The following is a 25,219-nucleotide window of genomic DNA, read 5'->3' on the forward strand; positions in this document are numbered from 1 at the left end:
GCGTCAGCATAGTTCCCTAGCGCGCGCAGGGCAAAACCGTGCTATCCGTGGGAGGTATCCTGAGGGAGGAGCAGACCGATGCGTTACATTGCAATTGCGCTGATCGCGGCGGGCCTTGGCGGGCTTGCGGGCTGTGACCGGGGGGCGGAAACCGCGCCCGCGCCAGAGCCCGAGACGGCGGCTGTAGCAGCCGAGCCGGCCGCTCCGGTGATCGATACGGCAGCCCTTGGCATCCCGACCGACGCCGAGTCGATTTCCGATGGGCGCGAGATCGCGCTGCACAACTGCTCCAACTGCCACGGCCTCGACCAGGATGCGAGCCTGCGGGCCGACGCGCCGCCGCTGCGCTACGTGCTGTCGATCTACAATCCGGCATCGCTGGCCGAGGATTTTCGCAACGGCATCCATGTCGGCCATGAGGACATGCCGGACTTCGTGTTCGGCGACCTCGGCATGGACGTGCTGCTGAGCTACCTCGTCTCGATCCAGGAGCCGCCGCCGGCGGAGTGAGGCTCAGGCCATCCCAGGTCGCCAGGCGTCGCGCAGGTGGGACGGCAAATAGCCCGGCGCGATCGCGATGATGTCGTAGCGCCAGCCGCAATCGGCGAGGCGCGGACGCTGGGCCATCCAGGTTTCGGCGGCGCGCGAGATGCGGCGCCAGGCGGCGGGCGTGACGCAGCCGAGGGCGGCGTCGAGCGTGGCGCGCTCCTTGACCTCGATGAAGGCGATGACGTCGCCCTTGCGCGCGACGAGGTCGATCTCGCCGACAGGCAGTTTCACGCGGCGCGACAGGATGGTGTAGCCCTTGGCCCGCAGCCACCAGGCCGCCAGCGCTTCGGCCCTTCGGCCGCGCGCCTCGGCGGCTTCACGTTTGCCCATCACCCGCCTTGAGCTGGAGGGCGCGCTGGTAGACCTCGCGCTTCGGCAGGCCGAGCGCGCCGGCGACGGCGGCGGCGGCCTCCTTGGTGGGCATTTCGGCGAGCGCCACGCGCAAGGCGGCGTCGAGGTCGGCAGCGCTGGCGGCGGCGGCCTGCGGCGGGCCGACGAGCAGGACGATCTCGCCTTTCGGAGGACCGGCCTGTTCATAATGGGCGGCCAGGTCTGCCAGCGTACCGCGCCGGGTTTCCTCGAACAGCTTGGTCAGTTCGCGCGCGACGGCGCCGTCGCGGGGGCCGAGGACGGCGGCGAGGTCGGCCAGCGTATCGGCGAGGCGCGGGCCGCTCTCATAGAAGACGAGAGTGGCAGGCACCTGCCTGAGGCTTTCGATTTCGGTGCGGCGGGCGCCGGATTTTGGCGGCAGGAAGCCCGCGAAGAGGAAACGGTCGCTTGGCAGGCCGCTGGCGACGAGGCCGGCCAGCAGGGCCGAAGCGCCGGGCACCGGCCAGACCTTGATGCCATGCTCCAGCGCTTCATGCACGAGCTTCCAGCCCGGGTCGGAGACCAGCGGCGTGCCGGCATCCGAGATGAGCGCGATGCGGGCGCCCTCTTCCAGCCGCTTCAGGAGGCCCGGCCTGCGTTCCGCCCCATTGTGGTCATGGTAAGGACTGAGGCGGACCTTAAGGCCGTAGGCGGACAACAGTTTGGAGGCCACGCGGGTGTCTTCAGCCAGCACTTCCTCGACACCGCCCAGGATATCCAGCGCGCGCAACGTGATGTCGCGCAGGTTACCGATCGGTGTGGAGACAACATAAAGGCCGGGCGCTACAGCCACGGGCTGTTGCCCGGTGCGCGGTGCGCCCATAGACTCATGCAGGTCGGGAATCGCGCCGGCGCCAGAAGGATCAGAAGATGACATCGCGTTCACCATCGCCCAGGAACTCCAAAGCGCCAAGCCCGGCTCTGGGCGTTGCCCTCGCGGCGCTGCTGCTGGCCAGTGCCTGCGCCTCGACGCCGACCCGTCCGCCGGTCTCGATCGGCTCGGGACAGGCGCGCGTCGACCCGGTGACCGGCGAACCCCTGCCTGACAGTGCGGTGGTGGAAACCACGCCGGAAGAATATGTGCGCGGCGATGGCGGGCTGACCCCCGACTTCATGGCGGGCCTGGACGTGAAGCGGGCCGCCGTGCTGCTGCCGTTCTCGCACCCGAACGCGTCGGTACGCGCCGAAGCGGAGAGCATGCTGGCCGGCGTCGAGCTGGCGCTGTTCGAGAATGGCGGCACCGATTTCCTGATCATGCCGATGGACACGGCCGGGCGCGCCTCGACCGCCGAAGCGCGCGCGGATGAAGCGCTGAAGGAAGGCGCCGACATCATCCTCGGCCCGCTGTTTGCGGCCAACGTCGGCCCGGTGAAGGACGCCGCGCTGCGCAAGTCCGTGCCGGTGGTGGCGTTCTCGAATGACCGCACCGTGGCGGGCGGCGGGGCCTACCTCGCCTCGGTGATGCCGGAAGAGGAAGTGATCCGGATCATGAACTATGCCGCCAGCCGCGGCACGCGCACGTTTGCAATGCTCGGCCCGGATTCAGCCTATGGCCGGCAGGTGGAGACCGCCATGCGCGCCGAAGCGGGCAAGAATGGCTGGACCGTGATCGGCAGTGGCTTCTACGACCCGGCGGGCAGCGCGAGCTCGGAAGTGTCGCGCATCGCCGGCCTGATCAAGGCCGAGCGCAGCCAGGTCGGCCTGCTGTTGCCGGAACGCGGACAGAAACTTCTCGCCATTGCGCCCCTGCTGGTGGTCAACGGTGTGGACCCCGGCCGGACCCGGTTCCTTGGCACCAGCGTGTGGGATGATTCGTCGATCTGGCGCGAACCGGCCCTCTCCGGCGCCCTGTTCTCGGCGGTTGATCCCGACAACATGGAAAGCTTCAAGGACACCTACAAACGCATCTATGGACGCACGCCGACGGACCTCGCCGCAGCGGCCTATGACGCCGCGGCCCTCGCCATCACGCTGGCCGGCGAAAACAACATGAAGCACGGCGGAGTAACTGATCCGGACGGTTTCATGGGGGTGAACGGGCTGTTCCGGTTCCGCCTCGACGGCACCTCCGAACGCGGCCTTGCGGTCAAGGAAATCCGCTCCAGCGGCGCCTCGGTCGTCGAAAAAGGGGTTACCAGATTCCCGCCCGGCGGTAGTTGATCCGCCCGGGCCGGCCTGAGCCTTTACCCTTGCGCGCGGTCGCAACACGCCCCAAATCACCGGCCTCAGGGCGGAAATTCGGGTATTTGGCAGCGACCTCATGAGCAAGCGGGATTATTATGATGTGCTCGGCTGCGAGCGCGGCGCCGACGAGAAGGCGCTGAAGGCGGCCTATCGCAAGCTTGCGATGAAGTACCATCCCGACCAGAATCCCGGCGACAAGGCGGCTGAGGACGCGTTCAAGGAAGTCGGCGAAGCCTATTCCGTGCTGTCCGACGCCCAGAAGCGCGCGGCCTATGACCGGTTCGGGCATGGCGCCTTCGAGAATGGCGGGGCCGGTGGCGGCTCGCCCTTTGGCCAGGGCGTCAATCCGGAAGACATTTTCCAGGACCTGTTCAGCCAGGTGTTCGGCGGCGGCGGCTTCGCCAGCAGCCGCAAGCGCGGCGGACCGCAGCGCGGCGCCGACCTGCGCTACGATCTCGAGATCACCCTCGCCGAGGCCTATTTCGGCAAGGACGAAACCATCCACGTGCCGCAGGCGGTGGCGTGCAAGCCGTGTGATGGCACGGGCGCTGCGCCCGGCACCAAGCCGGAAACCTGCGAGACCTGCGCCGGGCATGGCCGCGTGCGCGCCCAGCAGGGCTTCTTCACGATGGAGCGCACCTGCCATATCTGCCAGGGCCGCGGCACCGTGATCCGCAAGCCGTGCAAGACGTGCGGCGGCGCCGGACAGGTGAAAGAAGAGCGCAAGATCTCGGTGAAGATCCCCGCGGGGGTCGAAAGCGGCATGCGCATCCGGCTCACGGGTGAAGGCGAAGCCGGCACCGCCGGCGGGCCGAAGGGCGACCTCTACATCTTCGTCGAAGTGGTCGAGCATGACATCTTCGAACGCGACGGGCCGAACCTCTATTGCCGCGCGCCGGTGCCGATGGCGACGGCGGCGCTGGGCGGCGAGATCGAGATCCCGACGATCGATGGCGGCCGCGCCCGTGTGGCGATTCCCGAAGGCGCGCAGACCGGCCGCAAGCTGCGCCTGCGCGGCAAGGGCATGCCCAGCGTGCGCCAGGGCGCGCAGCAGGGCGACCTCTATGTCGAGATGTTCGTCGAGACGCCGCAGAACCTGACGGCGCGCCAGAAGGAGCTGCTCCGTCAGTTCACGGAATGCTCCGGCGCGGACTGCCACCCGGAAAGCGAAGGCTTCCTCGGGCGCATCAAGCGCTTCTGGGGCGGCCACGACGGCGACGAGAAGCGCCCGAGCTAGGCGGCGGCGCGCATCCTACTGAACAAGCACCGGCCGCGGGCACATGACGGCGTGGACGCGCACGAGGCGCGGGCTTTCCGAGAAAGCCGCATTGCCGCTCGCGTAAGACACAGCATCGTCTGAATATGAGCCGGGGCGCTCAGGTTGGCGGCAGGTCCAAAGAAACCGGCGAAGCCTTTCCGGCCCTATTTGACAACGTTGCAATTCCTGAGTTTGTGGGCGGTCATGACCCAGCGCACACGCAAGACCGCCGCCCCCAGCCTCGACTGGGCGCAGGACATCCTCCGCCGGGAGGCCTCCCGGATCGACGCCGACCCGCTGACCAATTCCGTGTTCTCGCTGGCACAGTCGCTGTTCCGCAAGCTGGAGTCGGGCGAGCATTCGGTGAGCGACCTCGCGCGGCTGGCCGACGAAGTGCACCTAGTGTTGCTGGGCGAGCGGGCCGCGCAGTTCCGCGCGCAGCATGCCGGCGCGGACACCGAGGCGGCCTGGGCGCCGGTGCGCGCGCGGCTGGCGGCGCTGGCGGCTGCCGGCTTCGAGGCGTTCCGCGAGGCGGCCGAAACGCCAACGGGCGGCATCGTGTTCACGGCGCATCCGACCTTCGCCCTGTCGCGGGCGCTGCGCGCCGAGTTTGCTGCCGTGGTGACCCGCCCCGCCGCCGCAACGCGCACGGCGCTGCACAAGCTGGTGCAGGCGGACGCCCGCCCCTGGAACCAGTCGATCACGCTGGAGTCCGAACATCAGGAAGTGCAGGAGGCGCTGCGCCATGCAGCGGGCGCGCAGGCGGCTTATGGCGCCGAAATTGTTGCCGCGGCGCGCAAGGCCTTCCCGGCAGACTGGAAGAAGCTGCAACCCTTCCTGCCGACGCTTGCGAGCTGGGTCGGGTACGACCTCGACGGGCGCACCGACATTCCATGGTACCGGTCGGTGCACCTGCGGCTCGGCGAGAAGGCGGCGCAGCTGGCGCGCTATGCCGACGCGCTGGATGACATCCTTGAAGGCGTGAAAGCGCCCGCGGCGCTGGCCGGCCTCGCCCGCCGGCTGCGACGCAGCGCCAAGCTCGCGGGTGCGAATGCGGCGCGGTTTGCGAACGACCTGAGCATCGCAGCGAGCCTCGTCGAGGCGGCCAATGCGCTGACAGCGCCGCATGCTGACAAGCTGACCGACGCCGCCGAACTGACCGGCGTGATCACCGCGGCCCTAGGCGCGGTGGATGATGACACGGCCGCCCGGCTGATGGTGCTGAAGGCGCAGATCGAGGCGCAGCAGCTCGGCACGGCGCGCATCCACCTGCGTGTCAACGCCGCGCAGGTGCGCACGGTACTGGCCCGCGACCTCGGGCTGGAGACCGAAGACCGCGAACTCGGCCGCGTGGCGCTTTCGCAACTGGCGCAGAAGGCGCGCCGGTCGAAGCCGCTGTCGGTGAATTTCGCGGACCTGTTCCGCGAACAGTCGACCGCCCGGCGCCAGTTCATGATGTGCGCGCAGATATTGAAACATATCGATTCCGGATCGGTGATCCGCTTCCTCATCGCGGAGAGCGAGAACCCCGCAACCGTGATGGGCGCGCTATACCTCGCCCGCCAATACGGCGTGGACGGACAACTCGACATCTCGCCCCTGTTCGAAACGCCGGAGGCGCTGGAAACCGGCGGCCGGTTCATCGAGCGGCTGCTGGAGGAGCCGGAATTCCTCGCCTATGTGAAGGCGCGCGGATACCTGTCGATCCAGCTCGGATTCTCCGACTCCGGACGGTTCATCGGACAGGTGGCCGCCTCGATGGCGATCGAGCGCATCCATAACCTGATCGTGCGCGCGCTTGCCGCAAAGGCGCCCGGCATCGCGCTGCTGATCTTCAACACGCATGGCGAGTCGATGGGGCGCGGCGCCTGGCCCGGTACGTTCGAGCAGCGCTTTGACCACCTGCTCACGCCCTGGACAAGGGCGGGCGCGGCAGCGCGCGGCGTGCCCCTGCTGCATGAGGTGAGCTTCCAGGGCGGCGACGGATTCCTGCATTTTGCAACTCCGGAACTCGCCGGGACGAGCTATGCAGCCTGGTGCGCCAGCCGGCTCGCCCCGGCGCCGGCCGGTGTGAGCGACACTTTCTATACGCGTACGGACCTTGTGTGGGACTTCTACCGCTCCCTGCGCGCCTGGCATGAGCGCCTGTTCGGCAATGCCGACTATGGCCGACTGCTCGGATCGTTCGCGAGCGGGCTGGTGGTGCGGGCGGGCTCGCGCCAGAAGAAGCGCAGCGGCGGGCCGACGGGGCCTGCGGCGCTGCGGGCGATCTCGCACAATGCCACGCTGCAGCAACTCGGCATTCCGCTGAACACCGCCGCCGGCATCGGCTCCAGCCTGCAGCGCGAGAGCGAACGGCTGGCCGCGCTGATCAATGAAAGCCCGCGCATGCACAGCCTGATCCTGCTGGCGAGCGCGGCGCGGATGCGCACCAGCCTGCCGGCGCTCAGGGCGTATGCGAACCTGTTCGATCCGGCCGTGTGGATCGCCCATACGCGCGGCGCTGCGCCCGAGAAGGCAAGCGCCTACCGGGCCGCCTATTACGTGCTGCGCACCGACGAGACGGCGGCCTCGATCCACCGGATTGCCAATCTGTTGTCGATCGACCTTGCGCGCTTCGACCGGTTGCTGGCGCATGTGGACGGCGCCGCCTCCGACGAGGCGCGCCATGAAGGGCGCCTCGACATGCACGTGCTGCATGCGATCCGGCAGGCGCTGATCATGAAGGCGGTGGCGCTGGCCGGCAGCGTGCCGCGCATTTCCGAGCGCCATGATGCGAGCCAGCGCGATATCATCCGCATGGTTGCCGATCTGCAGATCGCCGACGCGGTCGCGTTGCTGCGGCAGATCTTCCCGGTGTCGCACACGGAGGATGATGCGCTGGGGCAGCTGGACGAGCCGGGTTCGGGCCAGACATCAGGATATGGCTATGACCGGATCCACCGCGATCTGATCGGCCCGCTCGACGAGATCGACCGCAGCCTGCATGCCATCAGCCTCGCGCTGACGCACGCCTACGGAGCATTCGGCTAGCGCGGCTTCCCGGACTTCAGCCGGGTCGCGTCAGCGGACAGGTCGAGATTGAACCCGGCGCTGTCGTCCGGCATGCTGAGGATCAGCTGGTGCTTGCGCCGGTCGAACTGCAGACGGAACTTCGACAGGAAGTCGAGCCCGAGCACCATCACGGGCTCGTCGACCAGTCCCAGCCGGTCAAGCAGGATCGGATCGGACACCATCAGGTTCGGCCCCTTCACATAGAAGTCCGCCAGCTTGATCTTCCGTGCACTGGCAACCCAGGCGGTCTCGCTTTCGCCGGTCGCCCCGAAGACGAGATGCGTCAGCTCGTCATTGCGCCGCATGCCGGCCTCGCGGGCGAACGTGGTGTTCACGTAGGAGAAGCTCGATCCGGTGTCGATCAGCGCCCGGCCGAGCCGGCCGTTGATGCGAACATCGACAAACAGGAGGCCGCCCTGATCAGTATAGTCCATCGCGTCGGCATAGTGGGTGCGCTTCACCTCGGGCTGGCCGTCATAGACCGAGATGGTGCGGGATTCGAAATCGAACTCGAGCACGTCGCCCGGGAAGGCAGACGCCGGCAGGACATTCAGCGCGGCGCCCGGCACCTGGATCGCTTCATTGTAGGCGGCGTCGACGGCATGAATGCGCAGGTTGCCGGCGGCCACGGTGGCGAGTTGCACGACGGGGTAATCCTGGTCGCCGTTGACGCCGAGAATGTTGACCATGCGGCTCGCGGCGTCGGGCGCGGGGACACCGCCGCGCATCGCCACGGCGCTGTCGACCATGGCGAAGGTGGCGGCGGTATCGACGACGCCAGTGGTGGAGGTGCGGCCGTTGAGTTCGAGTTCGACGATCATGTGGTCGAACCGGTTCATTTCGAACGGGATGACGAGGCGCTCGGTGACCGACGCACCAGCAGTTTGCGAGGCCAGCAAGAGCGCGCCGGCCAGCACCCAGTTTCCGAAAGCACGGCGTTTTGCCATGTGCGTTTTCTCCCGGACGGAGTATGCCATGGATTGACGTGGTGCGACAGGTTTTCGCGTGGCAGCGGCTGCCCCGGCGTCACGGCTTTCTCTTACGCTTACGTTCGCGTAAAGCGATGCCATCCAAAGCCCGGAGCCAAAGGGCGTTCAGAAAAGGGAGTTCCACAATGGCCGAAGCCTATATCGTTGACGCCGTCCGCACCCCGCGCGGCATCGGCAAGGTTGGCAAGGGCGCGCTTGCGCACATGCACCCGCAGCACCTCGCCGCCACCGTCCTCAGCGCCCTCGCCGAGCGCAACAAGCTCGACACCGCCACCGTCGACGACATCATCTGGGGCACCTCCAGCCAGCGCGGCGCGCAGGGCGCCGACATGGGCCGCATGGCCGCGCTCGATGCCGGCTTCGACATCAAGGCCTCGGGCGTCACGCTCGACCGTTTCTGCGGCTCGGGCATCACCTCGGTCGCCCTCGCTGCAGCGCAGGTCATGTCCGGCATGGAAGACTGCGTCATCGCCGGCGGCTGCGAAATGATGAGCTACACGGCCGCTTCGGCTGACCCGAAAAACCCGCCGACGATGGACGCCGGCAACACCCGCCTGCGCGAAAAGCACCCGCAGTCGCAGCAGGGCGTCTGCGCCGACGCGATCGCCACGCTGGAAGGCATTGACCGTCAGGCCGTTGACGCGCTCGCCGTCACCAGCCAGCAGCGCGCCGCCCGCGCCATCGCCGAAGGCCGTTTCAACAAGTCGGTCGTGCCGGTCTACAACGTCGACGGCACGCTGGCCCTCGACCATGAGGAATTCCCGCGCCCGCAGACGACGATGGAAAGCCTCGCCGGCCTGAAGACCGTGTTCAACATGTACATGGACATCCCGGTCGACGACAAAGGCAACACCTATGGCAACATGGTGACCCGCAAGTACCCGCAGCTGGAAGGCAAGATCAATCACGTGCACCATGCCGGCAACTCGTCGGGCGTGGTTGACGGCGCCGCCGCCATCCTCGTCACCTCGAAAGACTATGCCGACAAGCACGGCCTGAAGCCGCGCGCCCGCATCGTCGCCACGGCGAACATCGGCGACTGCCCGACCCTGATGCTGAACGCCCCGGTCGCCGCTGCCAAGAAAGTGCTCGAGAAGGCCGGCCTGAAAACCACCGACATCGACGTCTATGAAATCAACGAGGCTTTCTCGGTCGTCGCCGAGAAGTTCATCCGTGACCTGAAACTCGACCGTGAGAAAGTGAACATCAACGGCGGCGCGATCGCCCTCGGCCACCCGATCGGCGCGACCGGTTCGATCCTCATCGGCACCGCGCTCGACGAACTCGAGCGTTCGGGCGGCCGCTACGGCCTCGTCACCATGTGCGCCGCTGGCGGCATGGCGCCTGCGATCATCATCGAGCGCATCGACGCCTGATCCTGACCGTATCTAGAACACCAAGCCCCGCCGGTTCACGCCGGCGGGGTTTTTCTTTCGCCGCTGGTCCCGGCACGGCGCGGCGTGCTAGCCAGAGCTTAAGGAGAATTCCGATGAAACATGCCGTGATGGCCGCCCTTGGCGCGGCCCTGCTTGCCGCCTGCACCACTGCGCCTGCTGCGGCGCCCGTAGGGGCGAGCGCGCGCTTCGCCGATCCGGTGAGCATCGACGAAACCTATCCGCCCGGCATCGCGGAAGTCTTCTTCGACAGCCACGGCGACCGGTTGAATGGCCACATCTATCTTGCGAATGGCGCAGGCCCGCATCCGACCGTGATCCTGTTGCATGGCTTTCCGGGCAACGAGAAGAACCTCGACCTGGCGCAGGCGCTGCGCCGTGATGGCTTCAACGTGCTGTTCTTCCACTATCGCGGCGCCTGGGGCAGCGAAGGCACCTATTCCTTCACGCACCTGATCGAAGATGTCGGCGCCGCCGCCGATTTCCTACGCGCCCACGCCGCCGACTACCGGGTGGATGCGGACAAGCTGATCACCATCGGCCATTCGATGGGCGGGTTTGCAGCGCTGCAAGGGGCGGCGCGCGATCCGGCGATTGCCTGCGCCGCCGGCATCGCGCCGGCGAACATCGGCGCGCGGGCAACGGCCTTCGATGAGAGCCCCGAATTCGAAGCCGGTTTCCGCGCCTATTCCGACAGCCTGCAGATGTTGCACGGCTATTCAGGCGAGGCCGGCGTCGCAGAAATCCGCGCCAATGCGGGCACGTTCGAGCTTCAGAACCTGACGCCCGGGCTGGAAGGCAAGAAGGTGCTGATCATTGGCGGCGACAAGGATGCGTCCGTGTCACTCGACGGCGTGATCAGGCCGCTGATCGCCGCCTACGAAGCCGACCCGGCCATCCAGACGACCGGTGTGGTGCTGTCCGGCGACCATTCCTTCTCATGGTCGCGCGAGGCGCTGATCAACACGGTCGCGGACTGGGCGGCCGGCTGCCGCTGACGCGCGCTATTCCGGCGCGGGGTCGACCATCTGGTTTTCAAGGATGAAGGCCGTGGTTTCGCCGGCGCCGATTTCCGTCCGCACAAGGAATGTACCGCCCCGATAGTTGATCGGGATCTTGACGTAGATGTCGTTGCGCCCGCCGCCCTGCAGGACGACATCGCGCAAGCGGCCGGGGATTGTGTCGTCCTGCCAGAACACCGGGATGATCAGGTACCAGGCGCCGGCCTTCAGGTCCTCGAAGGTCGCGACATCGAGATCGTCGCATTTGCCGCGCTTCTGGCCCTTGAAGGTGCGCCGGAAGAGCTTGGTCGCGTCCGGCGACGTGCCGCCGACATAATCGGTGCCGCGGCGGCGGATGATCAGTTCCGGCGTCGCGTAGATCGAGGCAAAGCCGGTTTCGGTCGAGCCGTAGACGCTTTCGATCACGTCGGTGGACCGGTCATTGACCGGCAGGGCGAATACCGTCTCGCCCGCGCAGTATTGGCGAGCGCCGTCATTGTCCGTCACGTTGACATGTATTTCCGCCCGCCCCGCCGGCTTCGCAATGGCCGGGGTGGCGCCGAAAGCGGCGGCGGCGAGGGCGAGGAGGAGCATGCGGTCTATCATTGGGGTTGAATGCTATTCCCGTCCCGGTGCGAAGTAAACGCCGGGCCGGCGCACCGCGCAAAAGCGCTGCTGGCACCTTTCCTCTTGGGCGCCGGACCGCTATCGCTCCGGCGATGATGGACCAGGTTGTTTTCGATACGTTGTTGCTTGCCCTTGAGGGCGGCGCGGTGCCGGTGCCGGCGAGCGGGCCGATCCTCGTGCTGAATGCCGAGCCGGGGCCGTGGCTGATGCAGCTGCCGAAGGAGCAGCTGGTCTGCCGCACCAGCTTCAAGCCCTCGCATGATGCGCTGAAGGCGGCCGGCTTCGACGTCCTGGCCGTCGACTCGGTGGACGTGCCGGCGGCCGGGCTGACCATCGTGATCCCGCCGCGCCAGCGCGACCAGGCCCGCGCACTTTATGCCCGCGCGCTGCTGGCGGCGCCGGAGGGCGGCTATGTGCTCGCCTGCCTGCCGAACACGCTGGGCGGCAAGACCGGCGAGAAACAGCTGGCCGAAATCTCCGGCGAGGCCGACAGCCTGTCGAAGCACAAGTGCCGTGCCTTCTGGGCGCGCAAGCAGGCATCGCTGGTCAATGTCGAGGAGGCCGAAGACTGGATCGCGCAGGATTCCGTGCGCGAGATCGAACCCGGTCTCTACAGCCGGCCGGGCCTGTTCAGCTGGGACCGGGTGGACCCCGGCAGCGAGCTGCTCGCCGATTCCGTGCCCGAACAGACCAAGGGCATCGGCGCCGATCTGGGCGGTGGATACGGCTTCCTGTCGCGCGAGATCCTGACGCACTGCCCGGGCGTGGATCGCATCGACCTCTACGAGGCCGAATATCGCGCCATCGGATGCATCGAAGCCACGCTCGCGCCCTTCGAGGGCCGCTTCACGGCGCATTGGGCCGACGTGCTGAAGGACCTGCCCGAGAAAGCCTACGACTTCGTCGTGATGAACCCGCCGTTCCATACGGGCCGCGCCGACAATTCGGCGCTGGGCCGGGGCTTCATCCGGGCGGCATCGCAGACGCTGAAACCGGGCGGTACGCTGTGGCTCGTCGCCAACCGGCACCTGCCCTACGAAGCGGAGCTGTCCGCCTGCTTCAAGGAGCACGAGATGCTGGAAGACGAGGCCGGCTACAAGATCATCCGCGCCGCGCGGCCGAAGCGTCCGAAATGAACGACACGCGCAAGCTCGCCAAATACCTGGCAAGTCTCGGCTATGGCGCGCGCAAGGACATGGAGACTGCGATCCGGCGCGGCCGCGTGACGGGCTGGGGCGAGGAGCTGCGCTTCGACGGCGAGCCGCTGGACCCGCCGCCCGGAATGATCCTGATGCTGAACAAGCCGGCCGGCTTCACCTGCTCGCACTCGGATGCCGGGCGGCTCGTGTACGAACTCCTGCCCGCGCGCTTCCAGCTGCGCGATCCGAAGGTTTCCTCGGTCGGCCGGCTGGATGCGGACACGACCGGCCTTCTCCTGTTCACCGATGACGGCGCCTTGCTGCACCGGCTGATCTCGCCGAAGTCCGCACTCGAGAAATCCTATGAGGCCCGCCTCGCGCGGCCGCTGGAGGGGCACGAAGGCGCGCTGTTCGCCGCCGGCACGCTGGTGCTGCGCGGCGAGGACAAGCCCTGCCTGCCCGCGCGCCTTGAGGTGACCGGCCCGCAATCGGCGCGGCTGACCTTGACCGAAGGACGTTATCACCAGGTGCGCCGCATGTTCGCCGCCGCCGGCAACCATGTCGAAAGCCTTCACCGCGCGCAGTTCGGCCCCCTGCATCTGGACGGCCTCGCCGAGGGCGCCTGGCGCCTGTTGACGGCCGCCGAAGCAGCCGCCCTGCGCGCCTGAAACCTTGCAAATTTGATCGATCGGGCCCGGCACCCTTTAACCACTTCCTGCTATTCAAGCGCGAAGGCCTTGACGTGAGCGCACGTTGCGGCGCCGCTTTTGACTGAGACACTTCCCATGACCGACAGCCGCAAACGGCTCGCGATCCTCCACAGCGCCGGTACGCCGCGCGGGGTGGATCACTATGTCGTGGTGGAACTCGCCCAGCAGCTTGCGGGCATGGGCGTCGACATCGTCCACCTGCACGGCACCTCGAAGTTCGTGCCGGCCGACGCGATCTTCGTGCACGTCGACCTGTCCGTGGTGCCGCGCCAGGTTGCCCAGTTTGCGCAGCGCTATCCCATACGCATCAACGCGCTGGCGCTCGATATCCGCAAGAGCCAGTTCGTGGACGGATTGCTCGATGGCGCCGCGCCCTATCCCGCGCCAGTGATCGTCAAGTCGGACCTGAACTATGGCGGCGCGCCGGAGCGCGGCGAACTCGGACTGCCGGGACGCGCGCTGCGCCGTGCCCGCCGGCTGCTGACGCGGGCGCCCGCGCAGCTCATCGCGGCAAAATCCGACTACCGCATCTTCCCCGACCTCGCCGACGTGCCCCGCGGTTACTTCGCGCCCGGCATGATCGTACAGAAGCTGATGCTCGAGAAGGACGGCGACAAGAACCTGCTGCGGGAATACATCTTCCTTGGCGGCCAGCATTTCGAGAACATCGAGCGCTCGGCTGACGCCATCATCACCGAAGACGAGCATGTCAGCTGCCTGCCCTTCGTGCCGCATCCGCGCCTGCTGAACCTCCGCCGCCGGCTGAAGCTCGACTATGGCAAGATCGACTATGTGATGATCGACGGCGAACCCTTTGTGTTCGATGCCAACAAGACGCTGGGCATCGGCCAGGCCCCGGCCGAGGGCCCCTTCATGCCCGATTTTGACGTGATGATCCGCGCGTTTGCGGACGAGGTCGGCCGCATGCTGATGGATCCGGACTACCGCACAGGCATTTTCACGGACGAGCGAACCGCCCATGCAGGAACGAGAAAGCGGTCGCCTCTATTCCCTCGCGCCGCCCGGACAGCTGCCACAGCGTGAGGTGCGCGGCGGCGTAAGTCAGCGCGCCCAGCAAGGCCAGCAGCGCCCCGCGCAAAACCAGCTCGCCGGCGCTGTCGCCCGCCCCGGCAAACACGGCCGCCCGCGCGCCCAGCACTGCGGCGCACATCGCGAGCGCGGCCGCAGTTGACCGTCCGACGGCGGACATTTGCGTCCGGATGGTGAGACCGGTGAGCCGCGCGATCACATGCAGGCTGAAGAGATACCAGACGAAAGCCGTGAATGCGCAGGCCCAGAGCGCGCCGACGAGCCCGCCCGTCATCAGGCCCACCGCCAGCGCCGGCACATGCAGGCTCGCCGAGATCGCCTTGAAGCGGAACAGCGCGCGGGGATGGCCGAGCGCGTTGGCGAGCGAGTTGCTGAGGCCGGCCAGCAGGTAGACGGCGGTGATCGGGGCAGCGAATGCCAGCACCAGCGCCGCAACCGGCCATTGCGGGCCGAGCGCGAGGCCAATGATCTCCGGCGCGAGCAAGCCCATCCCGGCGCAGACCGGCAGGATGATCGCGAAGCAGGAATGGATGCTGGTGAGATAGACCCGGCGCACACGGGCGGGATCGTCCTGGATCGAACTGAAGGCCGCAAACAGGGTGCGCTCCATCGGCGCGTAGAGCACCAGTTCCAGCCGCTCGCCGAACTGGGAGCCGACCGAAAAGGCGCCGAGCTTTGCAGTGCCGAGGAACCGGCCGAGCATCAGGGTCGTCGAGGCATCGCGGATATTGTCGGCGACGTTGCCGAGGCCGACCCAGATCGAGAAGCCGAAGAACTTGCGGAAGGATTTCAGCCCAAATGCCGGCAATTGCGGGCGCAGGGCAAATGACAGGACGGTGTTGGCCAGACCAGCCGCGATCAGCCCGGCGGGCAGCGCCCAGTAGCTGCGCGTGGCGAGGCCGACCCAGACGGTGACGCTGATCGACACGGCCTTGGTGAGCACGTCGATCAGCGCTTCGCGGCTGAAGTCCATGTCGCGGATATACTGCTCGAACCAGGAATTGCGCAGGCCGAGCAGCATGGGATAGGCGGCGAGCGCGGCGACAAGGCCGAACAGGCGCGGGTCGCCCGAAATCAGCGACGCCGGCCAGGCAGCGAGCAGCATCAGGCCCGCCACCATCGCGCCGCGCAGCACGTTGATGGTCCAGGCGGTGTCGAAATCTTCCTTGCGCGCATCCTTCATCTGAACGAGCGCCGCGCCGACGGGCAGCTCGACCACAGCGCCGGCAATGCCGAACACGCTCATCGCGATGGCCATCAGGCCGAAGTCTTCCGGCATCAGCAGGCGCGCGGCAATCAGTGTACTCAGCAGGCCGAGGAGGTTGCTGACCAGCCGCCCGGCGAGGAGCCAGGATGTGCCCTTGAGGATCTGCTTCTTCAGCATCGCGCCTGCGTCCTCAGGTGGCCAGCATGTGGCCGGAGATGGTGGCAGCGTAGTCTTCCACCGACGCATGCCTCACGGCCCAGTCGCGGTTGGCGCGGCCCATCTCGGCGCAGGCGGCCGGGTCTTGCCACAATGCCTGCATGGCCTCGGCGAGGCGCGCGGGATCGCCGGCGGGCACGCGCACGAGCGAATCGAGACCGGTATAGTCGGCGAGGCCGGGCGACTCGGTGACGATCACCGCCTTGCCCATCGCCATGCCTTCCAGCAGGCCGTTGACGCCCGCCGCATAAGGCACGGCATGCAGCGGCACGACAACGAAATCGGCGGCGGCATAGCGGGCGCGCAGGTCAGGATAGCTGATCCGTGTACGGCTGATCTCGAGATTTGCCGGCACGCCCGCATCCGCCGCGCCTTCCTGCGGGAAATAGCCGGACGCCTGCACGCGCACCTGCCGGCTGACCTGTGCGGCCGCCGCAGCGAGCGTGTCATAGTCGCGGTTCTCGAGCCCGCATGCGAAGGCATATCCGCCGGCACCGGTCTCCGCCTTTGCAGGATCGAAGAAGTCCGTATCGACGGAGTCGTAGAGGAAATGCACCTTGCCCGCCGGCAGGCCTGACTTCTCGACGAGGATGTCGCGCTGCGTCTTCGCAACGGTATAGTAGGCGCCGACATGGCCGGCCCCGATCAGGCGGGCGGCGAGCTGCCATTTCGGGCTGTGGGCGGCGTGGATGACGCTGAACAGCTTACCCTTCCATCCGGCAAGCTTCAGCAGCGGCAGGAGGCGGAAGGCGATGTCCTCGCCGGTGGTGAACATTGCGCGTGTGTCGCCCCGAAGCCCCATCGCCGCAAAGGCGGCACCGAAGGCGGCGCTGGAGCCGGCGAGCGACTTGGCGAGGCCCGGCTGGAGGCTGGAGGCGGCCACGTATTCCCCGGAAACCAGCTGGCGGATCAGCTCGTAATCGGCGCGCGGCGCGGCGGCGGGATCGAAGCCGGCGTCCCGAACCGGCACACGGTCGCGCAGGACAACGAGATTTTTGCCGGACATGGGCAGGATCCTGAGGCAGGGCGCCGGTCGCAATGGGCTGCGCCGGCGGACGAACGGGGGCTTTCCCGCAAGTCTGCAATATGGCGGCCAGACGCCAAGCGAGGGTTAATCGCTGCCCGGAACCTTGCCCAGAACCTTGAAGGTGGCGTTGGCGCGGGCGATCGGGCGCCCGTCCGCCTGAACCAGGCAATCGGCGAAACAGAGGCTGCGGCCGGTCTTGACGAAGTGGGTGTGCGTGGCGAACCATTGGCCGAGCCGGGCGGTGCCGAGATAGTCAGTCGACAGAGTGACGGTGACGAGGCCGCCGGGCGCAGCGTGACCTTCGGAGGCGAGCGCCGCGCCGCAGGAAAGGCCCATCGCATTGTCGGCGATGGCTGCAATCAACCCGCCATGCACCAGGCCGCGCGAGTTGCAATGCGCCTCGCCGAGCCGGAGGCCGATCGAGACCTCGCGCTCGCCCGACCTGGAGAACAGCGGCTCCCAGGGATCGGTGAAGCGCGACTTGCGGAAATGCGGCGCGTAGCCTTCGGGCGGCGTGAGTTCTGACATGGAACTGAGGGTGTCGGCGCTGGCTGCACACGTCCAGCCTTCACCTCGCGGCAAGCCCTAGCGCCCGGCGGCCCGAGCCGCTATCTCCCCGGTCATGGCCCAGCCCCCCCTGATATCCCTCACCGACGTTCGCCTGTCCTTTGGCAGCGGCTGGCTGTTCGAAGGCGTGACCCTGTCGCTGGCCAAAGGCGAGCGCGCGGCGCTGGTCGGGCGCAATGGCGCGGGCAAGTCGACGCTGATGAAAATCATCTCGGAAGTGATCGAGCCCGATTCCGGCGAAGTCTGGCGCCAGCCCGGCATCACCTACGCCACCGTTCCTCAGGAACCTGACCTCTCGGGTTTCGCCACCGTACTCGACTACGTCTCAGAAGGCCTCGACGGCGCGTATCTCGCCGAAGCCGAGATCATGGAATTCGACATCGACCCGTCCGCCGATCCGCAAACCCTGTCCGGCGGACAGAAGCGCCGGGCTGCGCTGGCCAAGGCGTTCGCGCAGGCGCCGACCATCCTGCTGCTGGACGAGCCGACAAACCATCTCGACGTGCCGATGATCGAAGCGCTCGAAAGCCGCCTCAAGGCGTTCAACGGCGTCGTGCTGGTGGTCAGCCACGACCGGCGCTTCCTTGAGACCGTGTCGACCAACACGCTCTGGCTGCGCCAGGGCAAGGTGCTGAAAAGCCCCGACGGGTATGTGAAGTTCGACGAATGGGCCGAACAGGTTGAACTCGAAGACGAACGCCAGATGCGCCGCATGACGACGCAGCTGAAGGATGAACAGCACTGGCTCGCCCGCGGCGTCACCGGCCGGCGCAAGCGCAACCAGGGCCGCCTCGCGCGCCTGCGCCAGATGAAGGTGGACCATGCCAACATGCGCTCCGCCCTGGCCGACCGCAAATCGACCGCCGAATTCAGCGCTGACGCGGGCGAGGCGCTGAGCAAGAAGGTCATCGAAGTCAGAGGCCTGTCGAAAACCTATCAGACGGCGGACGGTCCGCTTGTCATCGCGAAAGACCTCAACCTGCGCATCCTGCGCGGCGACCGGATCGGCATCATCGGGCCGAACGGCGCGGGCAAGACCACGCTCGTGCGCCTCTTGCTCGGAGAGATCGCGCCCGATGCCGGCACGGTGCGGCATTCCAGCACGCTGCAGGTGACCTATCAGGACCAGACACGCGACACGCTGAACGCGTCCGACTCCGTCTGGGAGGCCCTCGCCCCGATGGGCGGCGACTCGATCAACGTGCAGGGCCACCAGCGCCACGTCGCGGCCTATGCCAAGGACTTCCTGTTCCGCCCGGAACAGCTGCGCCAGCCTGTCGGCGCGCTCTCCGGCGGCGAACGCAACCGCCTGGCGCTCGCCATCGGCCTTGCGCAAACGTCGAACCTCCTCGTGATGGACGAACCGACCAACGATCTCGACATGCAGACGCTGGACCTGCTCGAAGACATGTTGCTGGCGTATGAGGGCACGCTGATCCTCGTCAGCCACGACCGCGCTTTCCTCGATGCCACTGTCACCAGCTGCCTCTGCCCGCTCGGCGGCGGCGAATGGATCCAGACGGCCGGCGGCTGGAGCGATGCGCAGCAGCAGCTGAAAGGCGCGCGTCCGAAATCCGCCGCGAAGGCCGACAAGCCGAAAGCCGCCGCCACGCAGGCCGCCCCGAAATCGAAGCCCGCCGCCAAGCTCTCCTTCAAGGACGAACACCGCCAGAAGGAGATCGACGCGCTGATCCCGAAGCTGCAGGCCGAGATCGCCAAGCTTGAAGCCGAGCTGGCCGACCCCGGCCTCTATGCGCGCGACGCCGCCGCCTTCAACACCAAGTCCGCCCGCATCGGCGCCGCCCGCGACCAGCTCGATGCGGTCGAAATGGAATGGCTGGAAATCGAGGAAAAACGCGCCGGCCTGATCGGCTCGTGAGGCCAAGGCAAACGCTTCGTTAACGTGCCGCCTTTATGGTCCGCCCTGCTATGTTCCCGCAGGAGTGTCCCATGCGTCTCGCCGTGCTGTTTGCTGCTACCGCCTGTATCGGCCTTGTCGCCGCCGCTGACGGCGTGTCCCGCAAGGCTGTCTCCTCGCCCGACGTCGACCCGCTGCAAGCCAACGGCATGTCCCAGTCCGGTGCCCTTGGCCCGGCGGAGCGCGGCCATGAACGCTTCCGCTACCGCCACGGCGCGACCTACGCCGTGATCGATGGCACCACCCCCCTCGCCTGCCAGATCAGCTGCGGCGACGATGACGCCTGCCACGCCTGGTCGTTCGTCGAAGCCTATGGCGGCGCCCCGGCGCGCTGCGAACTGAAACGCGGCGGCGGCAAGTCGGAAGAGAACCTGCTCGCCACCTCCGGCGTCTCGCCGCGCACAGACGCCGCCCTGTGGGGTGTCACCACGTTGGAAGCCGCGCCGGCCGTCACGCTGGAAGGCGAAGCGCCGGCAGAGGACCCCGCCCCCGAAATCGACGGCAACTAGACCGACCGTTCCTTCGTGGCGGTAAACCGGATCGCCGGATTCTTTTCCTGCGCGTAGCCGACATCCCAGGCATTCTTGGCGAGATAGACCGGCGCGCCGTCGAGGTCCGTTCCGGAGGCGGACTTGTTCTTCTCGAGGAATTCCTCGAGCTTCTTCGGATCGTCCGATGACAGCCAGCGCGCCACGTTGTAGGGCGCCGGCTCGAACATCACTTCGAGGCTGTATTCGGCCGTCATCCGTTCGATCATCACCTCGAACTGCAGCTGGCCGACCGCGCCGACGATCATGTCGGAGCCGATCTGCGGCGTGAACAATTGCGTGACGCCCTCTTCGGCAAGGCTTTCCAGCGCCTTGCGCAAGTGTTTCGCCTTCATCGGATCCTTCACGCGCGCCCGGCGCAGCAATTCCGGCGCAAAGTTCGGGATGCCGCCGAACTGGATCTCTCCGCTCTCGGACAATGAATCGCCGACGCGCAGCTGGCCGTGGTTCGACACACCGATCACGTCGCCGGCATAGGCGGTTTCGGCAATCTCGCGGTCCTGCGCCATGAACATCATCGGGTTGTGAATGTTCAGCTGCTTGCCGCTGGCGGTCTTCAGGCGCATGCCGCGCCGGAATTCGCCCGAGCAGAGCCGCACGAAGGCAACCCGGTCGCGGTGGTTGGGGTCCATGTTCGCCTGGATCTTGAACACGAAGCCGCTGACGTTCGGGTCCGAGGCATGAACCTTGATCGGATCGGCCTTCTTCACTGCCTTCTGGTCGCGCGGCGCCGGGGCATAGCTGTGCAGCGTACGGAGCAGTTCCGCCACGCCGAAATAGCGCAGCGCCGAGCCGAACACGACCGGCGTCATGTGTCCGGAGCGAAACGCTTCGCGGTCAAAGGCCGGCAGCAGGCTGCGCGCCATGTCCACGCCTTCCGTCAGCTCCGCGACCACGTAAGGGTCAAGCTCGGCCTTCAGGCTCGCGGCATCGCCCGGAATCTCCGTGGCCGGACCAATGCGCGCGGGCTCACCCGGACGGCGTTCGAATTGCAGGAAGACATCGCGCTCAAGGTCCAGCATGCCTGAGAAGCGCTGGCCGCTGGCCGCGGGCCAGTACAGCGGCGCCGTGTCCAGCTGCAGCTTGTCCTGCACCTCGTCCAAGAGCGCAATCGGCTCCAGCGCCTCGCGGTCCATCTTGTTGATGAAGGTGACGATCGGAATGTCCCGCATGCGGCACACTTCGAACAGTTTCAGCGTCTGCGGCTCGATGCCTTTGGCCGCGTCCAGCACCATGACCGCGCAGTCGGCCGCCGTCAGTGTGCGGTAGGTATCTTCGGAGAAGTCCTCGTGGCCCGGTGTATCGAGCAGGTTGAACATGAAGCCGTCGAACTCGAACGTCATCACCGACGCCGACACCGAAATGCCGCGGTCGCGCTCGATCTTCATCCAGTCCGACCTCGTGCGCCGCGCCTGCCCGCGGGCCGCCACTTCGCCGGCCGCGCGAATGGCGCCGCCTGCCAGCAGCAGGTTTTCGGTCAGCGTCGTCTTGCCGGCGTCCGGGTGTGAAATGATCGCAAAGGTGCGCCGGCGCGCGGCTTCTTCGATATAGTTCATGGCTCAGGCTTCTCTGGTCTCAGCCGGAGCCCCTATCCGATTTGAACTGTGTATTGAAGGGGCTGGCTGTTCCGGCCCGTCGCCCCCGCGCCCCGACGCCTGTGAGGCCCTTGCGATCAGTTCAATTGTGGCCTAATGCTGAACCAAATGGTTCAGTTTTTGCCAACCCGCCTCGATGCCTCGTTCGCCGCCCTGTCGGATGCAACCCGGCGCGGAGTACTCGAACATCTCGAGTCCGGCGATGCCTCGATCAGCGAGCTGGCTGCAAGGTTCGGCATGACGCTGACCGGCATGAAGAAGCACGTCGCCGTGCTGGAAGTGGCAGGGCTGGTTACCACCGAAAAGGTTGGCCGCGTACGCAGATGCCGCCTCGACCCAGGCGGACTGGACGAGGAGGCCGCCTGGATAAAACGGCGCCGCGAAGTCTGGCAGGCGCGCTTTGACGCGCTGGACACGTTGATCGAAGACTTGAAACAGAAGGAGAAGCTCAATGGGCGAAAGAAGCGATAGCCGCACTGGGGTTGAGCGCCGGTCCGATCGAGAGCTCGTCATTACGCGGACGTTCGATGCGCCCGTGCGCATCGTATTCGACGCGTGGACCCGGCCGGAACTTTTCGTGCGCTGGTGGGCGCCGAAATCAACTGGGGTGCCAATGATTGCCTGCGACATGGATGTGCGCACAGGCGGCGGTTACCGGATCGCCTTCGGGCACGACGCCGCAACCGCCATGGAGTTCTTCGGCAAGTACCTCGACGTCGTGCCGAATGTGCGCCTGGTCTGGACGAACGACGAAAGCGGCGATGCCGCCATGACCACCGTGACCTTCGAAGACCTTGGAAACAAGACGCGGGTGGTGCTGAGCGAAACCTATCCTTCGAAGGAAGCGCTCGACGAAGCCTTTATCGGCATGGAAGGCACGATGCCCGAACAGTTCCTGCAGCTCGACGCGCTGCTGTTATCGCTTGGGACCAGCGGCGAATGCTGAAGCGGGATTGAGCATGCTGCCCCGCAGGCCGGTTCAGGCGGCGCGCGGCCAGAACTGCTGGATATCGGCGGCGGCGCCGTCGGCGAGGCGCTGGCGCACGGCCTCGAGAATCGTCTCCGGCAGGATCGTCAGGCGAGGCTCAGACACGCGGCCGTCGTGCACCGGGAACAGCGCCGCATTCGCGCCGGTCTTGGCAATGATCAGCGCCGCTAGGTCGGCCACCAGCGTGGGGTCCGGCGCTGCGCCCTGGTCGTAGCAGGCCTGCAGCCGGCTGCGGGCAAGCTCGATCGCCTCGCGGGCGCGCATCGCATGCACATCCTCGAACCCGAGGCTCGGGCCGCGTTTCAGCAAGCGCAGCTCGGGCGCTTCGATCTCGGTCACAAACTCGTTCATCAGGAACAGCATCGCTGTCTCGCCCCTCTTGGTCCAGCGAATCGCAAGTTGGATTCTTAGGGTAAACAGCCGGTTACCGGCGTTTCAGTCTTCGACCCGTTCGGTCAGGAAATGGCGCCCTTCGCGGTCTTCGATCTCGACGGTCCAGAGGTCGCTGTCGCGGGCCTTTGCACGCCGGATATAGTCGTCGACCGCCGCCTCTTCCGGGCCGACGCCCTGGATCAGGAGGTTCAGGAAGATCCGCTCGCCGTCCATGTCCATCGATGGGACATAGGCCGCCGCCGTGCCGTCGAGCCGGGAGACCTTGACCAGCACATCGCCGCGCTCGTCGTCGCCGTGCTGGACCACGAATGCACTTGATCCGGCGAGCCCAGCCCGCCGGATCAACGCATCTATCCACAATCGTGCTGGCAACCGGTCCATGTCCGAGTCTCCCCCGGTCAGGGCGCCGGCGTCAAGCCGCGCGGGATCAGCCTTCGGTGGCCCCGCCCATCATGCAGCCCATGCCGGCCGACATCAGCGCGCCCATCACGGCGCCTTGCTTGTCTGCCGGAAGGGCTTCCATCATCTTGTTGCCCTCTTCCTCGCCGGCGGCCATGGCCGTCGAGACGGTCTTGAAGGTTTCCTTGTCGAGGTTCTTCTCGAGGCTGTCGGCGATGCAGGTGCAATTGGCATCGGATTCGCCGCTGTCGACGCAGGCCTTGACCATCGCGGCCTTGTGTCCGCCGCCCACCGCGCCGCAACCTGCAAGCGCAACTGCCGCTACTGCGGCCACCAGAAACGTTTTCATTGGGAACCCCCTGTTCGAATGATTTGGAACGGTGACACGGTTTGTGAGGCCGGGAAACTGAAAAATGCGCGCTGCAAGCGCCTACTCGGCGGCGTCTTCCAGGGGAACGATGTCGGCCTCGGAGGCGCGTGGCAGCGTGACTTCGACCCGCGTGCCCTTGCCGGGCCGGGAGTCGATCTTCAGCGTCCCGCCATGCAGCTCGGCGAAGCGGCGGACCACCGACAGGCCGAGCCCCGTGCCGGGCTTCGCGCCGGTGCCTTGCGCAAACGGTTCGGTCAGGCGGGCAAGGTCAGCTGCCGCAATGCCCGCGCCGCGGTCAGTGACGCTGAGCTGCGCCGCGCCGCCATCGATCCGGGTTTCGAGCGTCACCGACTTTCCGTTGGCGGAATACTTGATCGCGTTTGAGACGAGGTTCTGCCAGATCTGGCGAACCGCGCGGGCATCCGCCTCGGCCCAGACTTCGTCAGCGGACTTCAGCTTCAAGGTCACCCCCGCGCGCGCGGCGTGCCCGGCCAGCTGGCGGATCACGGACTCCCCCGAGGCCGTCAGGTCCACCGGTTCGGGTTCAAGGCGCGGTTGGCCGGCTTCGCTGCGGGCGAGGTCGAGAATGTCGTCGACCAGCAGCAGCAGGTCCGTGCCGCTCTCGTGGATGATCGAAGGATAGTCCGCATACGGCTTGGGCATCGGCCCCATCAGTTCAGCCTGCATCACTTCGGCATAGCCAAGGATCGCGTTCAGCGGCGTCTTCAGGTCGTGGCCGAGCGAGGCAAAGAACGCGGTGCGCGACTTCAGCTTCTCCTCGAGTTCCAGCACCGCGTTCACGGAGGTCGGCGGCGCTTCGTCGGCGGCGTCGACCATCAGCACATGGCAGCCCTTGGCATGGCGCTCCGCCAGCACGCGCACGCGCTGGCCGGAGACGAGTTCGATGGTGACGAGCTTGCGGCCCGCACGGCCGGCGGCCGGCAGCGGGAAGTTGTGGTCGGTGACGAGGCTCGATAGCGCCGAGCCGGGGCGCATCGTCACCAGCCCGAACGTGTCGCCTTGCACCCGCCGCAGGCGCCCTTCGGGGGTAACGTCGATCCAGCTGATGCCGGTCATGGCGATCGGTTGCGGCTCGGGGTCTGCGGGCACGGCCGGCGCGGTCTTCGCGGCTTCGTTGCGCGCCTCCTCCGCGCGCTGCCCGGCGACGAGGTGCCAGACTTGCAGCGACGCCAGCACCAGGCCGGAAAACGCGAAAGGCGCCGCCAGCGCGGCGGCGCCGGGCGCCAGCGGCGGCACGGCGCCGAGCGGCGTTGCCACAAACACCGCGAACAGGGCGAGCGCCGCAAACGCGCCGGCTTCGCCGGCCATCCGCAGCGCGCCTGCCTGCAGCGCGGCCAGCGGCGAGGCGACCAGCAACACGATCAGCGGCGACCCGCTGCCGCCGGTCAGCAGGATCGCGACGAGCCCGCACAGCAGCCAGGAAATGACGATGAGTCCGCGCCGCAGGGTGTCGCCCGCACCCGCGAAGGCGAGGCCGACGACGCCGGGTATGAAGGCCAGCAAAAGCGCGCTCGCAACGCTGGCCAGCGGCGCCCCGGCGACGCCGCCCGAGATCGCCGCCGCGAGCCCGAGCGCGATCCACGCCAGGTGAATAAATTGTAACCGCTTCTGCGCCGTTTCGGGGGCCAACTCTTAACACCCCATAG

Annotated in this window: 25 protein-coding genes; 13 read left to right on the forward strand and 12 right to left on the reverse strand. The window is 67.1% G+C overall.

What is annotated here, in order from left to right; genetic code table 11:
* Positions 1-78: 78 nt before the first annotated feature.
* On the forward strand, positions 79-510 hold the full coding sequence (locus IPK75_00415) for a hypothetical protein (protein ID MBK8196799.1): 432 nt from the start codon (positions 79-81) through the stop codon (positions 508-510).
* 3 nt (positions 511-513) lie between these two features.
* On the opposite strand, the gene IPK75_00420 is transcribed toward IPK75_00415, so the two are convergent.
* On the reverse strand, positions 514-879 hold the full coding sequence (locus IPK75_00420) for a YraN family protein (GenBank protein ID MBK8196800.1): 366 nt from the start codon (positions 877-879) through the stop codon (positions 514-516).
* The gene (gene rsmI, locus IPK75_00425; protein ID MBK8196801.1) at positions 866-1,741 is read right to left on the reverse strand and encodes a 16S rRNA (cytidine(1402)-2'-O)-methyltransferase; all 876 of its coding nucleotides are present in this window, start codon (positions 1,739-1,741) and stop codon (positions 866-868) included. The genes IPK75_00420 and rsmI overlap by 14 nt, the downstream gene beginning before the upstream one ends.
* Before the next feature lie 47 nt (positions 1,742-1,788).
* Between rsmI and IPK75_00430 the strand changes: the two genes are divergently transcribed.
* The 3 genes from IPK75_00430 (at position 1,789) to IPK75_00440 (ending at position 7,393) form a co-directional block, all read left to right on the forward strand.
* Positions 1,789-3,078, forward strand: coding sequence for a penicillin-binding protein activator (locus IPK75_00430; protein ID MBK8196802.1), 1,290 nt, complete (start codon positions 1,789-1,791; stop codon positions 3,076-3,078).
* Between the two features lie 100 nt (positions 3,079-3,178).
* A complete protein-coding gene (dnaJ, locus tag IPK75_00435) occupies positions 3,179-4,339 on the forward strand; it encodes a molecular chaperone DnaJ (protein MBK8196803.1) in 1,161 nt (386 codons plus the stop codon).
* A gap of 225 nt (positions 4,340-4,564) precedes the next feature.
* Entirely contained in the window at positions 4,565-7,393 is a 2,829-nt protein-coding gene (locus tag IPK75_00440; protein ID MBK8196804.1) for a phosphoenolpyruvate carboxylase, read from the forward strand.
* Here the strand turns inward: IPK75_00440 and IPK75_00445 are convergent.
* Entirely contained in the window at positions 7,390-8,361 is a 972-nt protein-coding gene (locus IPK75_00445) for a retropepsin-like domain-containing protein (GenBank protein ID MBK8196805.1), read from the reverse strand. The two genes, IPK75_00440 and IPK75_00445, sit on opposite strands and share 4 nt — an antisense overlap.
* A gap of 167 nt (positions 8,362-8,528) precedes the next feature.
* Between IPK75_00445 and IPK75_00450 the strand changes: the two genes are divergently transcribed.
* Together IPK75_00450 and IPK75_00455 are read left to right on the forward strand one after the other, a co-directional pair.
* The gene (locus IPK75_00450) at positions 8,529-9,779 is read left to right on the forward strand and encodes an acetyl-CoA C-acetyltransferase (protein ID MBK8196806.1); all 1,251 of its coding nucleotides are present in this window, start codon (positions 8,529-8,531) and stop codon (positions 9,777-9,779) included.
* Positions 9,780-9,892: 113 nt separating this feature from the next.
* Positions 9,893-10,795, forward strand: coding sequence for an alpha/beta fold hydrolase (locus tag IPK75_00455; GenBank protein MBK8196807.1), 903 nt, complete (start codon positions 9,893-9,895; stop codon positions 10,793-10,795).
* A gap of 6 nt (positions 10,796-10,801) precedes the next feature.
* Here IPK75_00455 and IPK75_00460 read toward each other — a convergent pair whose 3' ends face one another.
* Positions 10,802-11,392, reverse strand: a complete 591-nt coding sequence (locus tag IPK75_00460) for a hypothetical protein (protein MBK8196808.1) — start codon at positions 11,390-11,392, stop codon at positions 10,802-10,804.
* A gap of 125 nt (positions 11,393-11,517) precedes the next feature.
* Between IPK75_00460 and IPK75_00465 the strand changes: the two genes are divergently transcribed.
* From IPK75_00465 to IPK75_00475, 3 genes are all read left to right on the forward strand, one after another.
* Positions 11,518-12,561 (forward strand): class I SAM-dependent methyltransferase, encoded by a 1,044-nt coding sequence (locus IPK75_00465; protein ID MBK8196809.1) that lies wholly within the window; start codon positions 11,518-11,520, stop codon positions 12,559-12,561.
* Positions 12,558-13,232: a pseudouridine synthase gene (locus tag IPK75_00470; protein MBK8196810.1), complete on the forward strand. Its 675-nt coding sequence runs from the start codon at positions 12,558-12,560 to the stop codon at positions 13,230-13,232. Before IPK75_00465 ends, IPK75_00470 begins: the two co-directional genes overlap by 4 nt.
* A gap of 117 nt (positions 13,233-13,349) precedes the next feature.
* A complete protein-coding gene (locus IPK75_00475; GenBank protein ID MBK8196811.1) occupies positions 13,350-14,318 on the forward strand; it encodes a hypothetical protein in 969 nt (322 codons plus the stop codon).
* On the opposite strand, the gene IPK75_00480 is transcribed toward IPK75_00475, so the two are convergent.
* The 3 genes from IPK75_00480 to IPK75_00490 form a co-directional block, all read right to left on the reverse strand.
* Positions 14,233-15,708, reverse strand: coding sequence for a lipopolysaccharide biosynthesis protein (locus tag IPK75_00480; protein MBK8196812.1), 1,476 nt, complete (start codon positions 15,706-15,708; stop codon positions 14,233-14,235). The two genes, IPK75_00475 and IPK75_00480, sit on opposite strands and share 86 nt — an antisense overlap.
* 13 nt (positions 15,709-15,721) lie before the next feature.
* Positions 15,722-16,753, reverse strand: coding sequence for a glycosyltransferase family 4 protein (locus IPK75_00485; GenBank protein MBK8196813.1), 1,032 nt, complete (start codon positions 16,751-16,753; stop codon positions 15,722-15,724).
* A gap of 105 nt (positions 16,754-16,858) precedes the next feature.
* A complete protein-coding gene (locus tag IPK75_00490) occupies positions 16,859-17,302 on the reverse strand; it encodes a PaaI family thioesterase (protein ID MBK8196814.1) in 444 nt (147 codons plus the stop codon).
* Positions 17,303-17,396: 94 nt separating this feature from the next.
* Here IPK75_00490 and IPK75_00495 point away from each other — a divergent pair, with 94 nt between their 5' ends.
* A complete protein-coding gene (locus IPK75_00495) occupies positions 17,397-19,220 on the forward strand; it encodes an ABC-F family ATP-binding cassette domain-containing protein (protein ID MBK8196815.1) in 1,824 nt (607 codons plus the stop codon).
* A gap of 71 nt (positions 19,221-19,291) precedes the next feature.
* The gene (locus IPK75_00500; GenBank protein ID MBK8196816.1) at positions 19,292-19,768 is read left to right on the forward strand and encodes a hypothetical protein; all 477 of its coding nucleotides are present in this window, start codon (positions 19,292-19,294) and stop codon (positions 19,766-19,768) included.
* On the opposite strand, the gene IPK75_00505 is transcribed toward IPK75_00500, so the two are convergent.
* The gene (locus IPK75_00505) at positions 19,765-21,363 is read right to left on the reverse strand and encodes a peptide chain release factor 3 (GenBank protein ID MBK8196817.1); all 1,599 of its coding nucleotides are present in this window, start codon (positions 21,361-21,363) and stop codon (positions 19,765-19,767) included. The two genes, IPK75_00500 and IPK75_00505, sit on opposite strands and share 4 nt — an antisense overlap.
* 147 nt (positions 21,364-21,510) lie before the next feature.
* On the opposite strand from IPK75_00505, the gene IPK75_00510 reads away from it, so the two are divergent.
* Both IPK75_00510 and IPK75_00515 read left to right on the forward strand, forming a co-directional pair.
* The gene (locus IPK75_00510; GenBank protein MBK8196818.1) at positions 21,511-21,873 is read left to right on the forward strand and encodes a winged helix-turn-helix transcriptional regulator; all 363 of its coding nucleotides are present in this window, start codon (positions 21,511-21,513) and stop codon (positions 21,871-21,873) included.
* A complete protein-coding gene (locus IPK75_00515) occupies positions 21,854-22,348 on the forward strand; it encodes an SRPBCC domain-containing protein (GenBank protein MBK8196819.1) in 495 nt (164 codons plus the stop codon). Before IPK75_00510 ends, IPK75_00515 begins: the two co-directional genes overlap by 20 nt.
* A gap of 33 nt (positions 22,349-22,381) precedes the next feature.
* Here the strand turns inward: IPK75_00515 and IPK75_00520 are convergent, their stop codons facing one another.
* The 4 genes from IPK75_00520 to IPK75_00535 form a co-directional block, all read right to left on the reverse strand.
* Positions 22,382-22,741 carry a hypothetical protein gene (locus IPK75_00520; GenBank protein ID MBK8196820.1) on the reverse strand — a complete coding sequence of 120 codons (360 nt, stop codon included), beginning with the start codon at positions 22,739-22,741 and terminating at the stop codon, positions 22,382-22,384.
* Positions 22,742-22,825: 84 nt separating this feature from the next.
* A complete protein-coding gene (locus IPK75_00525) occupies positions 22,826-23,164 on the reverse strand; it encodes a DUF1491 family protein (protein ID MBK8196821.1) in 339 nt (112 codons plus the stop codon).
* Between the two features lie 46 nt (positions 23,165-23,210).
* Positions 23,211-23,531 carry a hypothetical protein gene (locus IPK75_00530; protein ID MBK8196822.1) on the reverse strand — a complete coding sequence of 107 codons (321 nt, stop codon included), beginning with the start codon at positions 23,529-23,531 and terminating at the stop codon, positions 23,211-23,213.
* Between the two features lie 81 nt (positions 23,532-23,612).
* On the reverse strand, positions 23,613-25,202 hold the full coding sequence (locus IPK75_00535) for a HAMP domain-containing histidine kinase (GenBank protein MBK8196823.1): 1,590 nt from the start codon (positions 25,200-25,202) through the stop codon (positions 23,613-23,615).
* Between the last annotated feature and the right edge of the window lie 17 nt (positions 25,203-25,219).

Source organism: Acidobacteriota bacterium (assembly GCA_016712445.1).
Lineage (GTDB): Bacteria > Pseudomonadota > Alphaproteobacteria > Caulobacterales > Hyphomonadaceae > Hyphomonas.